The organism is uncultured Nocardioides sp. (assembly GCF_902805925.1).
Classification (GTDB): Bacteria; Actinomycetota; Actinomycetes; order Propionibacteriales; family Nocardioidaceae; genus Nocardioides.
In genome coordinates, this window is sequence record NZ_CADCUP010000113.1 from 1 (window position 1) to 14,995 (window position 14,995).

14 protein-coding genes are annotated in these 14,995 nt (G+C 71.7%); 7 read left to right on the top strand and 7 right to left on the bottom strand.

The genetic code is table 11. The features are described from left to right. Window positions 1-331, bottom strand: a 331-nt coding sequence (locus QZX64_RS07930; RefSeq protein ID WP_295658205.1) for a hypothetical protein, incomplete at its 3' end; no start/stop codon positions are given. Window positions 332-418: 87 nt separating this feature from the next. On the opposite strand from QZX64_RS07930, the gene QZX64_RS07935 reads away from it, so the two are divergent. From QZX64_RS07935 to treY, 3 genes are all read left to right on the top strand, one after another. Beyond that, window positions 419-1,009: a dihydrofolate reductase family protein gene (locus tag QZX64_RS07935; protein WP_295658207.1), complete on the top strand. Its 591-nt coding sequence runs from the start codon at window positions 419-421 to the stop codon at window positions 1,007-1,009. Between the two features lie 88 nt (window positions 1,010-1,097). After that, on the top strand, window positions 1,098-3,311 hold the full coding sequence (glgX, locus tag QZX64_RS07940) for a glycogen debranching protein GlgX (protein WP_295658208.1): 2,214 nt from the start codon (window positions 1,098-1,100) through the stop codon (window positions 3,309-3,311). Between the two features lie 22 nt (window positions 3,312-3,333). Further along, entirely contained in the window at window positions 3,334-7,443 is a 4,110-nt protein-coding gene (treY, locus tag QZX64_RS07945) for a malto-oligosyltrehalose synthase (RefSeq protein WP_295658210.1), read from the top strand. Window positions 7,444-7,454: 11 nt separating this feature from the next. Here the strand turns inward: treY and QZX64_RS07950 are convergent, their stop codons facing one another. After that, on the bottom strand, window positions 7,455-7,727 hold the full coding sequence (locus tag QZX64_RS07950) for a helix-turn-helix domain-containing protein (RefSeq protein WP_295658211.1): 273 nt from the start codon (window positions 7,725-7,727) through the stop codon (window positions 7,455-7,457). A 42-nt stretch (window positions 7,728-7,769) separates the two neighbouring features. Here QZX64_RS07950 and map point away from each other — a divergent pair, with 42 nt between their 5' ends. Then, a complete protein-coding gene (gene map, locus QZX64_RS07955) occupies window positions 7,770-8,540 on the top strand; it encodes a type I methionyl aminopeptidase (protein WP_295658213.1) in 771 nt (256 codons plus the stop codon). Between the two features lie 29 nt (window positions 8,541-8,569). On the opposite strand, the gene QZX64_RS07960 is transcribed toward map, so the two are convergent. From QZX64_RS07960 to QZX64_RS07970, 3 genes are all read right to left on the bottom strand, one after another. Next, window positions 8,570-9,262 carry an NAD-dependent deacylase gene (locus tag QZX64_RS07960; RefSeq protein WP_295658215.1) on the bottom strand — a complete coding sequence of 231 codons (693 nt, stop codon included), beginning with the start codon at window positions 9,260-9,262 and terminating at the stop codon, window positions 8,570-8,572. 119 nt (window positions 9,263-9,381) lie between these two features. Further along, window positions 9,382-10,077 (bottom strand): Type 1 glutamine amidotransferase-like domain-containing protein, encoded by a 696-nt coding sequence (locus QZX64_RS07965; protein WP_295658216.1) that lies wholly within the window; start codon window positions 10,075-10,077, stop codon window positions 9,382-9,384. A 279-nt stretch (window positions 10,078-10,356) separates the two neighbouring features. Then, window positions 10,357-10,911, bottom strand: a complete 555-nt coding sequence (locus QZX64_RS07970; RefSeq protein ID WP_295658217.1) for a TetR/AcrR family transcriptional regulator — start codon at window positions 10,909-10,911, stop codon at window positions 10,357-10,359. A gap of 65 nt (window positions 10,912-10,976) precedes the next feature. Here QZX64_RS07970 and QZX64_RS07975 point away from each other — a divergent pair, with 65 nt between their 5' ends. Then, window positions 10,977-11,891, top strand: a complete 915-nt coding sequence (locus QZX64_RS07975; RefSeq protein WP_295658218.1) for an alpha/beta fold hydrolase — start codon at window positions 10,977-10,979, stop codon at window positions 11,889-11,891. 17 nt (window positions 11,892-11,908) lie between these two features. Here QZX64_RS07975 and QZX64_RS07980 read toward each other — a convergent pair whose 3' ends face one another. Next, complete coding sequence (locus QZX64_RS07980) at window positions 11,909-12,292, bottom strand: VOC family protein (protein WP_295658219.1); 384 nt, start codon at window positions 12,290-12,292, stop codon at window positions 11,909-11,911. A gap of 109 nt (window positions 12,293-12,401) precedes the next feature. On the opposite strand from QZX64_RS07980, the gene QZX64_RS07985 reads away from it, so the two are divergent. Further along, window positions 12,402-13,109 (top strand): SGNH/GDSL hydrolase family protein, encoded by a 708-nt coding sequence (locus tag QZX64_RS07985; protein WP_295658221.1) that lies wholly within the window; start codon window positions 12,402-12,404, stop codon window positions 13,107-13,109. A 77-nt stretch (window positions 13,110-13,186) separates the two neighbouring features. Continuing rightward, complete coding sequence (locus QZX64_RS07990) at window positions 13,187-14,143, top strand: proline iminopeptidase-family hydrolase (RefSeq protein ID WP_295658223.1); 957 nt, start codon at window positions 13,187-13,189, stop codon at window positions 14,141-14,143. A 74-nt stretch (window positions 14,144-14,217) separates the two neighbouring features. Here the strand turns inward: QZX64_RS07990 and QZX64_RS07995 are convergent, their stop codons facing one another. Further along, on the bottom strand, window positions 14,218-14,832 hold the full coding sequence (locus QZX64_RS07995; protein WP_295658225.1) for a dihydrofolate reductase family protein: 615 nt from the start codon (window positions 14,830-14,832) through the stop codon (window positions 14,218-14,220). Between the last annotated feature and the right edge of the window lie 163 nt (window positions 14,833-14,995).

Genomic DNA, 14,995 nt, shown 5'->3' on the forward strand with positions numbered 1-14,995 from the left:
CGAGCACGTGTCCCGGGACGCCGAGGAGGCGCTGCGCACCGAGCGGGGTGAGGTAGACGTGCACGCAGTCGCGCTTGCCCCGGAAGCTGGTGTCCGCCGGGCCCGGCATGAGGCCCGCCACGAAGGCGGCGTGGGTGCTGGGCCCCCCGGTCGGCACGGAGACGGTCAACGGCGCCCCCCAGGACAGCACCAGCGGGAGCAGCGTGCCGGCGGGCTGCCGGCGCCGTACCTCGCCGGGCGCCCTCTCCCGCATGCCGACGATGCCGGCCACCAGGCCCCGGAGCGCCGGGTGGGCACGGTGCGGCTCGAGCGCGACGGCGGGCTCCTCCACGGCGCTCCTCCCGGTCGGTCGATTTCCTTCAAGCGCCGACAGTGCTCCCGGCGACAGTCTCGTGCCATCCAAGGAGAGGAGTCATCCATGCGCAAGGTGGTTGCCGTCGAGCTCGTCAGCGTCGACGGAGTGATGCAGGGCCTCGGGTCGCCCGAGGAGGACCGGGACGGGGGCTTCGCCCACGGCGGCTGGGGAGCGCCGTACGCCGGCGAGGTCCAGGAGCTCATGGACCCGGGCAGCCTCGAGGCGACGTCGGCGTACCTGCTCGGGCGCAGGACCTACGAGACGATGGCCGCCTTCTGGCCCTTCCAGCCCGACGAGAACCCGCTGGCACGGCACCTGAACGCCACGCCCAAGCACGTCGCGTCGCGCACGCTGAGCCGCCTCGACTGGGCCGGGTCGACCGTCATCGGCGGTGACCTCGGCCGAGCGGTCCGGGAGCTCACCGGCGAGGGCGACGGTGTCATCACGGCGCTCGGCAGCGGTGTGCTGGTGCACGCGCTGCTCCGCCTCGGGCTCGTGGACGAGCTGTGCCTGTTCGTCCACCCGCTGCTGCTCGGGACCGGCAAGCGGCTGCTGCGCGAGCTGCCCGCGCCGCGCCCGCTCCGGCTGGTCCAGTCGGCCGCCTCCAGCGGGGGGACGCTGCTCATCAGGTACGAGCTGGGCGCCGCCGGCTGACCGCTGCCGGGCGGCGCGTGAACCAGCGATGCGAGGGTACCGACATCCGAGGGCTAGCCTTTGAACGATCCAATCCTGAGGAGACGCGTTGCAGATCTGGCCCGGAAACCCGTACCCGCTGGGTGCCACCTTCGACGGGAGCGGCACCAACTTCGCCCTCTTCAGCGAGGCCGCCGAACGCGTGGAGCTCTGCCTCCTCGAGGTCGGGGCCGACGGTGGGCTGACCGAGACCACGGTGGAGGTCACCGAGGTCGACGCCTACGTCTGGCACTGCTACGTGCCGTCGGTGCAGCCCGGCCAGCGCTACGGCTACCGCGTGCACGGGCCGTGGGACCCGGCCAGGGGGCTGCGCTGCAACCCCAACAAGCTGCTCCTGGACCCCTACGCCAAGGCGACCAGCGGCGACATCGACTGGGACCAGTCCCTCTTCGGCTACAACTTCGGCGACCCCGACTCGCGCAACGACGACGACTCCGCCGCCCACATGACCCACGGCGTGGTGATCAACCCGTTCTTCGACTGGGAGGGCGACCGCCGCCTCAACATCCCCTACAACGAGTCGTTCATCTACGAGGCCCACGTCAAGGGGCTCACCGAGCTGCACCCCGACGTGCCGGAGGAGCAGCGCGGGACCTACGCCGGTCTCGCGCACCCCGCGGTGACCGACCACCTCACCAAGCTCGGCGTCACCGCGATCGAGCTGATGCCGGTGCACCAGTTCGTGCAGGACTCCGTGCTCCTCGACCAGGGCCTGCGCAACTACTGGGGCTACAACACCCTGGGCTTCTTCGCCCCGCACGCCGACTACGCCTCGAGCGTCCAGGGCCAGCAGGTCCAGGAGTTCAAGGCCATGGTCAAGGCGATGCACGCCGCGGGCATCGAGGTCATCCTGGACGTGGTCTACAACCACACCGCCGAGGGCAACCACCTCGGGCCGACGCTGAGCTTCAAGGGCATCGACAACCCGGCGTACTACCGCCTCGTCGAGGACGACGAGCAGTACTACATGGACTACACGGGCACCGGGAACACCCTCAACGTCCGGCACCCCCACTCGCTGCAGCTGATCATGGACTCGCTGCGCTACTGGGTCAGCGAGATGCACGTCGACGGCTTCCGCTTCGACCTCGCCTCGGCGCTGGCCCGCGAGTTCTACGAGGTCGACCGCCTCGCGACGTTCTTCGAGCTCGTGCAGCAGGACCCGGTCGTCAGCCAGGTGAAGCTGATCGCCGAGCCGTGGGACGTCGGGCCCGGTGGCTACCAGGTCGGCGGCTTCCCTCCCCAGTGGACCGAGTGGAACGGCGCCTACCGCGACACCGTGCGCGACTTCTGGCGGGGCGAGCCCTCGCTGGGCGAGTTCGCCTCCCGGCTCTCGGGCTCCTCCGACCTCTACGAGCAGTCCGGCCGGCGGCCCTTCGCCAGCATCAACTTCGTCACCGCCCACGACGGGTTCACCCTGCGCGACCTCGTGTCCTACAACGAGAAGCACAACGAGGCCAACGGCGAGGGCAACAACGACGGCGAGAGCCACAACCGCTCCTGGAACCACGGGGCCGAGGGACCCACCGACGACCCGGAGGTGCTGGAGGCACGCGCTCGCGAGCAGCGGAACTTCCTCGCCACCCTGCTGCTGAGCCAGGGCGTGCCGATGCTGCTGCACGGTGACGAGATGAGCCGCACGCAGAACGGCAACAACAACACCTACGCCCAGGACTCCGAGATCAGCTGGGTGCACTGGGACCGCGCCGACCGCCCGCTCATCGAGTTCACCGCCGCGGTCGCCAAGCTGCGCGCCAGCCACCCGACGTTCCACCGCAAGCGCTTCTTCACCGGCCGCACGGTGCGCACCGGCAACGGTGAGCGCCTCAACGACATCGTGTGGCTCTCCCTCGACGGCGAGCCGATGGAGGACGTTGACTGGGAGAGCGGCGCCAAGGCGATCGGCATGTACCTCAACGGCGACGGGATCGCGGGCAAGGACGCCCGCGGGGAGACCATCACCGACGACCACTTCCTGCTGTACTTCAACGCCGACGGCCCGGCCGACGTCACCCTGCCGCCCGACGAGTACGCCGCGGCCTGGGACGTCGTCATCGACACGGGCGGCTCCGCCGATGCGACCGACACCCTCCAGCCGGGTGCGAAGCTGCGGCTGGAGACGCACAGCATGGTGGTGCTGCGCGAGCACGCCGAGCCCGAGGTCGAGCCCGACCTCTCGGTGGCCGCGTCGCTGGCCTCGCTCGCCGACACCGCGGTGGAGGCCACCCCCGCCGCCGACAAGCGCCACGACCAGCACGCCTGAGCGACCCAGCGGGGAGAGACGAATGCGCACGCCTGTCAGCACCTACCGACTCCAGGTCACCGAGAGGTTCGACCTCTACGCGGCGGCGCGGCTGCTGCCGTACCTCCAGGGGCTCGGCGTCGACTGGGTCTACCTCTCGCCGCTGCTGGCGGCGGAGGTCGGCTCCGAGCACGGGTACGACGTGGCGGACCACCAGCACGTCGACCCGGCCCGCGGTGGTGCTCCCGGCCTGGCGGCGGTCTCCGCGGAGGCCCACCGGCTCGGCATGGGCGTGCTCGTCGACATCGTGCCCAACCACGTGGGCGTGGCGGAGCCGGCCGGCAACGCGTGGTGGTGGCACGTGCTCACCCACGGCCAGCAGTCGCCGTACGCCGGCGCGTTCGACATCGACTGGGCCGCCGGTGGCGGCCGGCTGCGCATCCCCGTGGTCGGCGACGACGACGTGCTCGAGGACGGCGGCATCGGCAACCTGCGCGTCGAGGCGGGGCAGCTGCACTACCACGGCCACGCCTTCCCGCTGGCCGCCGGCAGCGCCGACGACTGGGACGGCGACACCGTCGACGCGCAGGCCGTGCACGCGCGCCAGCACTACGAGCTCGTCTCGTGGCGGCTGGCCGACACAGGGCTGAACTACCGACGCTTCTTCGCGGTGAACACCCTCGCCGCCATCCGGGTCGAGGACCCGCAGTGGTTCGGCCGGTCGCACCAGCTGATCGGCGAGTGGTTCGATGAGGGGCTCGTCGACGGGCTGCGTGTGGACCACCCCGACGGGCTGCGCGATCCCGCCGGCTACCTCGAGGACCTGGCGGAGCTGACCGACCACGGCTACGTGCTCGTCGAGAAGATCCTCGAGCCCGGTGAGGAGCTGCCCCGCGAGTGGGCCACGGCGGGCACGACGGGCTACGACGTGCTGGGCCTCATCGACCGGGTGCTCACCGACCCGGCCGGTGCCGAGCCGCTCGGCGACCTCGACGACCGGCTCCGCGGCGGGCACGTCGACTGGCACCGCATGGTCCACGACAACAAGCGCGCCGTCGCCGACGGCATCCTGCGCTCGGAGGTGCTGCGCATCGGTCGCGAGCTGCGGGTCGAGCTCCCCGACGCGCCCGCCGACACCGAGGACGCCGTCGCCGAGCTGATCGCGTGCTTCCCGGTCTACCGCTCCTACCTGCCCGGCGGCCGCGGGCACCTCGACGAGGCGTTCGCCCTGGCCCGCGAGCACCGGCCCGACCTCGCCGCCACCCTGGACGTGCTCCTGCCGGTGCTGTCGGACCCCGAGCGCCCGCCGACGCTGCGCTTCCAGCAGACCAGCGGCATGGTCATGGCCAAGGGTGTCGAGGACTGCTCGTTCTACCGCTGGTCCCGGCTGACCTCCCTCAACGAGGTCGGCGGCGACCCCTCGATCTTCTCGGTGGCGCCGGCGGAGTTCCACACCGCGATGGCCGAGCGCCAGCGCGACTGGCCGCACGCCATGACGGCGCTCACCACCCACGACACCAAGCGCGGCGAGGACGTCCGCGCCCGCATCACGGCGCTGGCCGAGGCGCCCGGGCTGTGGGAGCGGGCGCTCGACCGCCTGCTCGAGCTCGCCCCGCTGCCCGACCCCGGCTTCGGCAACCTGCTGTGGCAGGCCGTCGTGGGCGCCTGGCCCGCCGCCGGTGCCGACGCCGACCTGCGGGAGCGCCTGCACGGGTACGCCGAGAAGGCGATGCGCGAGGCGGGCGACCGCACCACGTGGACGGCGCCCGACGAGGCCTACGAGTCCGCGGTGCACGCGGCGGTCGACGCCGCCGTCGACGACGACCGGGTCGCCGCGGTGCTGACCGAGGTGCTGGACGCCGTCGCCGACGCCGGGTGGAGCAACGCCCTGGCCGCCAAGCTGCTCGCCCTGACGATGCCCGGCGTCCCCGACGTCTACCAGGGCAGCGAGCTGTGGGAGCAGAGCCTGGTCGACCCCGACAACCGCCGTCCGGTCGACTTCGAGGCCCGCGCAGCGCTGCTGAAGTCCGTGGACGCCGGTGAGCGGCCCGTGCTGACCGGGGGCAGGGACGACCCGGGCGCGGCCAAGCTCCTCCTCACCCGGGCCGGCCTCCGGGCCCGGCGCGAGCGCGGCGAGCTCTTCACCGGCTACGCCCCGGTCGTGGTCACCGGCGAGGCCGCCGACCACGCCCTGGCCTTTGACCGCGGCGGCGCCGTCACGGTCGTCACCCGCCTGCCCCGTGGCCTCGGCGCCCGCGGCGGCTGGGGCGACACGTCGCTGACCCTGCCCTCGGGCGAGTGGGTCGAGCAGCTGTCGGGCCGCACCCTTCGCGGTCCGGTGGCCCTGGCCGACCTGCTGGCCGACCACCCCGTCGCGCTGCTGCTCCGCGTGGAGGTGTCCGGGGGCCGGGCGCCGCGCGGTCGCTTCGACGTGTGGGCGCCGCGTCCGGAGACCGTCGAGCTCCAGGCAGGGGACCGCCGAGTCCCGATGACCCGCGGTGACGACGGGTGGTGGACCCCGACGGACCCGGCCCCCGAGGGCGAGGTCGACTACGGCTACGTCGTCGACGGTGGCGACACCGTGCTCCCCGACCCGCGGTCGCGGCGCCAGCCCGAGGGTGTGCACGGGTTGTCCCGCACCTTCGACCCCACGGCGCACGAGTGGCAGGACGACGCCTGGACCGGGCGCCAGCTCGCCGGCTCGGTCATCTACGAGCTCCACGTCGGCACCTTCACCCCCGAGGGCACGCTCGACGCCGCCCTCGGCCGGCTCGACCACCTGCGCTCCATCGGCGTCGACCTCGTCGAGCTGCTGCCGGTCAACGGGTTCAACGGCACCCACAACTGGGGCTACGACGGCGTGCTCTGGTCGACCGTGCAGGAGCAGTACGGCGGCCCGGCGGCGTACCAGCGGTTCGTCGACGGCTGCCACGCCGCGGGCATCGGCGTCATCCAGGACGTCGTGCACAACCACCTCGGGCCGTCCGGCAACTACCTGCCGCTGTTCGGGCCCTACCTGAAGCAGGGCGCCAACACCTGGGGCGACCTGGTCAACCTCGACGGCGAGGGCAGCGCCGAGGTGCGCCGCCTGATCCTCGACAGCGTCCACATGTGGCTGCACGACTACCACGTCGACGGGCTGCGGCTCGACGCCGTGCACGCGCTGTCCGACGACTCCGAGGTGCACCTGCTCGAGGAGATGGCGGTCGAGGTGGGTGCGCTGTCGACCCACCTGCGCCGGCCGCTGACGCTGATCGCGGAGTCCGACCTGAACGACACCCGGATGGTCACGCCCCGCGAGGGCGGTGGCTACGGCCTCGACGCGCAGTGGAGCGACGACTTCCACCACGCCGTCCACGTCGCGCTCAGCCGCGAGACCGAGGGCTACTACGCCGACTTCGAGCCGCTCACGGCGCTGGGCAAGGTCCTCACGCGTGGCTTCTTCCACGACGGGACCTTCAGCTCGTTCCGCGGCCGGCCGCACGGCCGGCCGGTGGACGTCGAGCGGATGCCCGGGTGGCGGCTCGTGGTCGCCAACCAGAACCACGACCAGATCGGCAACCGCGCTCGCGGTGACCGGCTGGCCGAGTCGCTCGACGAGGACCAGCTGGTGTGCGCGGCGCTGCTCACGCTCGCCTCGCCGTTCACGCCGATGCTCTTCCAGGGCGAGGAGTGGGCGACGACGTCGCCGTTCCAGTTCTTCACCTCCCACCCGGAGCCGGAGCTGGGGAAGGCGACCGCCGAGGGGCGGCTGGCGGAGTTCGAGCAGATGGGCTGGGATCCCGCGGTCGTGCCCGACCCGCAGGACCCCGAGACGTTCACCCGCTCCAAGCTGGACTGGTCCGAGCTCGAGGGCGGCCGGCACGCGGTCGTGCTGGACGCCTACCGCAGGCTGGGCGCGCTGCGGCGCGAGCTGCCGGAGCTCACCGACCCGCGGCTGAGCGCGGTGGAGGTCGAGGTCGACGAGGAGCGCCGGGTGCTGGTCATGCACCGCGGGTCGGTCGCGGTCGCGGTGAACCTCTCCGACGTGGAGGCCACCGTGACGCTGCCGGCGCAGCCGGAGGTGCTGTTCGCGACGCCGTCCGGCGCCACCGTCGACGGGGTCGCGGTCGTCCTGCCGCCGCACGCGGGGGCACTGCTGCGCCGGGCGTGATCCCGCGCCGGCTACGACAGGTCGAGGACGGGCTCGTCGGCGTCGGGGTCCAGCTCGCGCCAGACGCCGTCGAGCGAGAGGCCCAGCTCGCCGGCGAGCAGGGCGACCGTGGTGAACGACGGCGTCGGGATGCGACCGGTCTCGATCTTGCGCAGGGTCTCGGGGGAGACGCCGGCCGCCAGCGCCGTGTCGCCGAGGGTGCGCTCCCCGCGCGCGTGGCGCAGCAGGGCGCCGAGGCGCTCACCGCGTCGTACGTCGTCGGGGGTGAGGGGCAGGCGGACCACGGGCCTATAGTAATACCGGTATTGTCATACCGGAGGTGAGTGATGATCGAGATCCTGAACGAGCGTCAGGTCGAGGAGGCGCGGCCCGCGGGCCGCTTCGTGGCGGAGGTGCTGACCACGCTGCAGAAGCGGGTGCAGACCGGCACCAACCTCCTCGAGATCGACCGGTGGGCAGCTGGGATGATCGCCGACGCCGGGGCGACCTCCTGCTACGTCGACTACGCGCCGTCCTTCGGGCGCGGGCCCTTCGGCCACGTCATCTGCACCTCGGTCAACGACGCGGTGCTGCACGGCCTGCCGCACGACTACAAGCTGCGCAAGGGCGACCTGCTGAGCCTCGACTTCGCCGTCGCGCTCGACGGCTGGGTCACCGACTCGGCCGTCAGCTTCACCGTGGGCGGTGCCGGCTCCCCGGAGGACCAGCGGATGATCGAGGCCACCCGGGCGGCGCTGGACGCCGCCATCGCCACCGCCCAGCCGGGGGCGCGGACCGGCGACCTCTCCGCCGCCATCGGCGAGGTGCTCACGGGTGCCGGCTACTCCGTGAACACCGAGTTCGGCGGGCACGGCGTCGGCCGCACCATGCACCAGGACCCGCACATCGCCAACACCGGCCGGCCGGGCCGCGGGGTGGTCCTCAAGCCGGGGATGCTGCTGGCGATCGAGCCCTGGGTGATGGCCGACACCGACGAGCTGGTCATCGACCCCGACGGCTGGACGCTGCGCAGCGCCACCGGGGCCCGGACGGCGCACAGCGAGCACACCGTCGCGATCACCGCGGACGGCCCGCTGGTGCTGACGGCCCGCGACTAGGAATCACGGCAGGGCATCACGGCTGGGCATCACGGCTGGGCGAGCAGCTCCTCCACCCAGGCGGGCACCAGCTCGGTGGCGGGTCCCTGGCGGGAGCGCCGGAAGTCGCCGACGCCGTCGCTCGCCTCCAGGTTGAGCTCGAGGGTCTCGGCGCCGCCCGCCTCGGCGTAGTGCACGAAGGCGGCGGCGGGGTAGACGAGCCCGGAGGTGCCGATGGCGACGAAGAGGTCGGCCTCCCACAGCGCCTGGTGGATGTCGTCCATGCCGTACGGCATCTCGCCGAACCACACGATGTCGGGCCGCAGGGCCCGCACGCCGCAGCCGGAGCACGCGGGGGCGTCGCCCAGGGTGCCCGTCCACTCGTGGCGGGCGTCGCACGCGGTGCACCAGGCGGCGCGCAGGCGCCCGTGCATGTGGAGCACCCGCCGGGAGCCGCCCCGCTCGTGCAGGTCGTCGACGTTCTGGGTGACCAGGAGCAGGTCGTCGCCGAGCGACTCCTCCAGCCGGGCCAGCGCCCGGTGGGCGGCGTTGGGCTCGACCCGCGCGAGCGCGGCGCGGCGCTCGTCGTAGAACCACTGCACCAGCGCCGGGTCGGCCTCGAACGCCTCGGGCGTCGCGACCTGCATGGGGTCGTAGCCCTCCCACAGCCCGTCGGCGTCGCGGAACGTCGGCACCCCGCTCTCGGCGGAGATGCCGGCACCGGTGAGGACGACGACCTTCATGGGCTCAGTATGAGCGGTCCGGGTCCGGGACGACTCGGTGCGCCCACCCTGGGGCCGGTGAAGCACGTGGGCGTGGCGCGACCTGGAAGGCCCCGACGCTCCCGGTGTCCCTGAGCCGGCTATCGCTGGTGGGGATCGGAGCTCAGGGTCCGCAGCTGCGTCCAGCGCCCTTCGGAGACGAAGCGGACCTCCCCGTCGACCACCGTGATCGCCGTCTGGTCGTCCAGCGCGTAGGCCGCATTCGGGATGCCGGCGGCCCACTGCTCCGCTTCGGCCATCGAGTTGCCCGGCATGCCGTCGGCAGCCAGGTGCGGGCAGATGGAGAAGTCGACGAGGCCCAGCGTGGTCTCATCGCCGGTGGGTGGCCGCCACTGGATGAAGTCGTCCCCGACGACGGGGGTCATGACCATGCTCCCCGCGCTGAGCCCCACCCAGACGGTCTCGCTCAACGAGGGCAGCAGGTCCGCCATCCCGGACTCGCGCATCCAGTGACACAGGTAGAGGACGTCACCGCCCGCGACGAGCAGAACATCGGTCTCGCGGACCAGCGGCACCCAATGCTCCTCGTCGATGCTGGGCAGCGCGGTCAGCTCCAGCACGCCGACGGACTTCCAGCCCAGGTCGACCATGGGGTTCTGGGAGTTGCCGCTGATGAACTGCCAAGCCCTCACTCCCGGGCCGACCATGGGATGCCCGTACTGCGCCGTGGGGATGCACAGCGCGGTGCACTCGTCGATCGGCCTTCCGAGGAGCTCGACGAGCGCGTCGCGGATGCTGGCGTTGGTCACGCCCCCGGACGTGAGAAGAAGTTTCACGGTGTCTCCTGACGTGAGTGTGACCGATCTGGAGCGGTGACGGCGGCGGGCCGTCCGCTTGTGGCAGGAAGGCCTCGCCCCGGTTCCGACATATTCGACCAGATCTCGCCGAGGAAGCCCCCACGCGGCGGTATGCCCTACGTCCTCATCCGGGCGTTGCTGCATCGCTATGGGGTGTTGGAACGAGCGGCGGCGGGGTGAGTTGCGTCCGCGTGGGACAGACCCCCGGCCCCGGTGGCGACACCCGGTCGTGGGTCGAGAGCTTCGTGCAGGGTCGGGTCACCGTTGCGCCAGGGCGCGCACCGCGCGTTCGATGACGGGGCGCAGCTCGAGCGCGGGGTCGACGGTGAGCCGGTGCAGGAGCAGCCCGTCGGCGAGCGCCATGAGGGCCCTGGTCGCAGGCGTGGCATCGACGATGCCGACGGCGGTGACCAGCCGCTCGGTCCACTGCTCGAACTCCCGACGCTGGCGCCGCAGCGGCTCACCGAGCTCGGGGTCGTCGGCGAGCTCGAGGAACAGGGCGTAGCGCGCGCGGGTGCGACTGGCGAACGGGCCGGTCTGCAGGTCGGCCATGGCGCACAAGCCGTCGACCAGGTCCTCGACCCGGGAGATCGCCGGCATCGCGGCCGGGTCGAAGTCGGAGCGCTCCCGGTCGGCGATCCAGTCGACGAGGCCGCCGAGCAGCGCCCTGCGGGTGCGGAACCAGTTCGAGGTCGAACCGGGCGGCAGGCCGGCTCGCGCGTCGACCCGCGCGTGGCTCAGGGCGCGCACGCCCTCCGAGCCGAGCAGCTCCACGGCCGCCTCCAGCGCGCGCTCCCGGGTGCCGGCAGGCATGGACGTCCCCCTCGCTCCAGGTCTACTATGAACATAGTAGCCGCTGCTCAGTGAAGGGAGCCGCCATGCCGCCGCCAGAGCCGCCCATCACCCGCCCCGTCGGCGCGTCGGCTTGGTCGCCGGAGCTCCCGGAGGCCCCCGGCTTCGAGCACCTGGTCGTCGAGACGGCCGGCCTGAGGACACACGTCGCGACCATCGGCGAGGGCGAACCGGTCGTGCTGCTGCACGGGTTCCCCGAGCACTGGTGGCAGTGGCGCGCCGTGGCTCCCGCCATCGCCGCCCAGGGCTACCGCGTCGTCTGCCCCGACCTGCGCGGAGCCGGCTGGACGGTCGCCGAGGATCCCCGCGTCGAGCGAGAGACCCGGCTCCACGACCTGCTCACCCTCCTCGCCGCCCTCGACATCGACCGTGCCCACCTCGTGTCCCACGACATGGGCGCCATCACCGCCATGCAGCTGACCTACGACCACCCCGAGCGCGTGCGCACGGCAGTGCAGCTGTCGGTGCCGCCGGGCTTCATGAGGTTCAGCCCGAAGACGCTGCCCGGCTTCCAGCACCTCCCCGCGCTCATCTGGCACCACCCGGGCGCACCACTGCGGGGACTCTTCTCCGAGAGGTACGTCGCCCGCCCGATGTCCGAGGCAGTCATCGACGCCCACCTCGCCCCGATGCGCCGACCCGACATCGACGCCGCGGTGCGTCCCCTGTGCCGCGGGATGGTCCTGGCCGAGGCGATGCGGATGGTGCGCGGCGCCTACCGCCGCCGGCGGCTCACGGTGCCGACCCTCGTGGTCTTCGGCCGCTGCGACCGGCCCTGGACGGAGGAGGTCCTGTCCGCCACCTGCCGCGACCCGCACAGGTACGCCGATCGCGTCGAGCTCGCCTACGTCGACGATGCCGCCCACTTCATCACCGACGACGCGCCGGACGCCGTCGCGGAGCTCGCGCTCGACTGGTTCCAACGAGCCGCGTCAGGGTGATCGCGCTCCCGGTGGCGTCACGCGACGCAGAACTCGTTGCCCTCCGGGTCCACCATGACGACGTGTGCGAGAACCGCGCCGTCGTGCTCCTCGCGGACGACGGTGGCGCCGAGGGCGACGAGCTCAGGCACCTTGGCCCGGATCAGTCGTTCTCGGGCCGGCATGTCCCACGGCCCTTCTCCGGCGACGCGGATGTCGATGTGGAGCCGGTTCTTGGCCGACTTCGTCTCGGGCACGCGCAGCCATCCGATGGCCGGCCCTCTGCCGTCGGGGTCGATGATCGATGCGCCGTCGGGGTCGTCGTACCCCGGCTCAGGCACGTAGCCGAGTGCCGCCGCCCAGAAGTCCGCCAGCCGTCGGGGATCGTTGGCGTCGCAGCCCAAGGTCCAGTGATTCGCCATGACGGCATCCTAGGAGCTGCCCGTCCTTGCTCGGCCCGTGCACCGACGCTCCACACGCCGACGCCGCTGCGGCGGCATGTCCGGAGCGTCGGCTGGGTATCCACATCGGGTGAGCTCCTACGTTGCTCTGGGTGACTCGATCTCGATCGACGACTACGCCGGCGGGCCGGGCCGCGGCGGGGCGAGCCTGCTGGCGAGGAACCGGGACGAGGACTTCCCGACCTGGAGCCGCCACGACCTCGCCCTGCCCTTACACCTCCTGGCGACGGACGGCGCGACCAGCCAGACCCTCCTCGAGCACCAGCTCCCCCGGTTGGAGCGCAGCAACCAGCGTCCCTCGGTGGTCACCGTGACTATCGGGGGCAACGACGTCCTGGGCTGGTACGGCGACACGGCAGGCGCCATACGCGCAGCCGACGCCGCTGTCGCGCGGACAGGCGACGCGCTCGACCGACTCATCCGCCTGGTGCCGGACGCCCGGATCGTGGTGGGCACGGTGTACGACCCGAGCGACGGAACCGGCGACGCCGCGAGCGTCGGGCTGCCGCCGTGGCCGGAGGTCGTCGACGTCCTCGGCCACGTCAACGCGGCCCTGCGGCAGCTCGCCGAGCAGCACGGTGCGGATGTTGCGGAGATCCATGCGAAGTTCCTCGGCCACGGGCTCGCCGCCGGCGACCCCGGACAGACTGAGGCTCGGCCGACGGACCGGAACCTCTGGTACTGCAACGTCATCGAGCCGAACGCCTGGGGAGCGAGCGCGGTGCGCGCGGCGTTCTGGGAGGCGCTCGGTCACCAGTCGCCGACGGAGGGCCCGTGAGCATCGGCACGAGAGCCGTCCTGGTCAGTCGTGCACGGTCCCGATGCGCCGCGCTCGGGGAAGGGTAGGTTGCGACGATGAAGCCTTCCGTCGCCTCGTACTTCGACACCTCGTCGTGGGATCCGCGTGATGTGGTCTCGGGTGGCTCACGAATGGTGCCGATCACCACACCGGCCGGTGAGTTCCGGGTGTGGACCAAACGGGTGGGCAACAACCCCGACCTCAAGGTGCTGTTGCTGCACGGCGGCCCCGGAGCCACCGACGAGCTCTACGAGTGCTTCGACACCCGGTTCCCCGCAGCGGGCATCGAGTACTACTACTACGACCAGCTCGGGTCGTTCCGCAGCGATCAACCGGACGAGCCGCAGCTGTGGGACCTCGCGCGCTTCGTGGATGAGGTCGAGCAGGTCCGCAAGGCGCTGGCCCTCGACAGCAGCAACTTCGTGCTCCTCGGGCAGTCGTGGGGTGGGCTGTTGGCGTTGGAGTACGCCGTCCACCACCAGGACGAGCTCAAGGGCCTGGTGATCTCCAACATGATGTCGAGCACGCGGCTGTACAACGCCTATGCCGACGACGTGCTCATGCCGGCGATGGACCAGGGCGTGCTCGCGGAGATCAAGCGGTTCGAGGCCGAGGGCATCACCGACGACCCCCGCTACGAGCAGCTGCTGATGGAGCACCACTACGCCCTGCACGTCTGCCGGTTGCCCGTCGAGGACTGGCCGGACCCGGTCACCCGGTCGCTCGGCCACATCAACCCGGCCGTCTACGTGCCGATGCAGGGCCCCAGCGAGCTGGGGCTGAGCGGCACCCTGGAGAGCTGGGACCGGTCCGAGGACCTGGCTGACGTCGACGTGCCCACGCTGGTCATCGGAGCCACCCACGACACGATGGATCCCGTGCACCTGCAGTGGATGGCTGAGCAGCTACCACAGGGGCGCTACCTGCACTGCCCCGAAGGCAGCCACCTGGCGCAGTTCGACGACCCCGAGCACTACTTCCCGGGGTTGATCGACTTCCTGCAGTCACTGTGAAGCGGGCTGGCGACAGGCTGGTCCTTGTTCGCAACGACGGCAACACGTGCCGACAGGCGGCGGTATGCAGCGTCTTAGCGCGACACGTTGGCGAGAGGTCGGCACACGTGGACCACGTTGTCTGACCCCGCGAATCGCCGGACATCGAGAAGTTCGAAGTCGTGCTGCGCATCGAGGTAGCGCGTACCACCGCCCAGCCAGCGCGCACCGACCATCAGGTGCAGCTCGTCGACGAGCCCCAGGGCGAGCAGTCCGTTGACCATCACGCGACTGCCGAAGACGATGCACTCGCCCGGACGACCGGCGAGCGCGTCGGCAAGGTCGTCGCGAGGCACCAGCGTCGTGCGCGACCGCCACGGGGACTCCTCGGTCAGGACGAGTGTGTCCGAGACGGCGAGCACGTCGACCTCGTCGTACCTGCGACTGATCGCCCGGCAGTCGTCGCTGAGCGCTTGGGCGATCATCGGGTCGGCGTCAACCGGCGCTGGCGGCTGGTGCTGGACGGTGGGCCAGTAGGCGCCGAAGAACTCGTACGACCGGGCACCGAGCAGCACAGTGTCGGCTGAGCTGATCCGTTCGAGGTTGTAGGCGTCGAATGCAGCATCCATGGGCAGATCCATGACACCCTGCTGCGGGCCCTCGGAGAACCCGTCCAGGGACACGATGCTCGAGACGATGACACGGGCCACGACGGGCTCCTCTCGTTGGCGGGCAACCGCCCGCGGGTGGTGGATTCACACCTGAGACGAAGCCGGACACGGTTCCTCGACAAGCGGCGCGCCACTCGTTTGGCAGATACATGGATTTCAGCAGGATGGAGTTCGAGGGCGCGACCGTCGCAAGCCGGTCTTG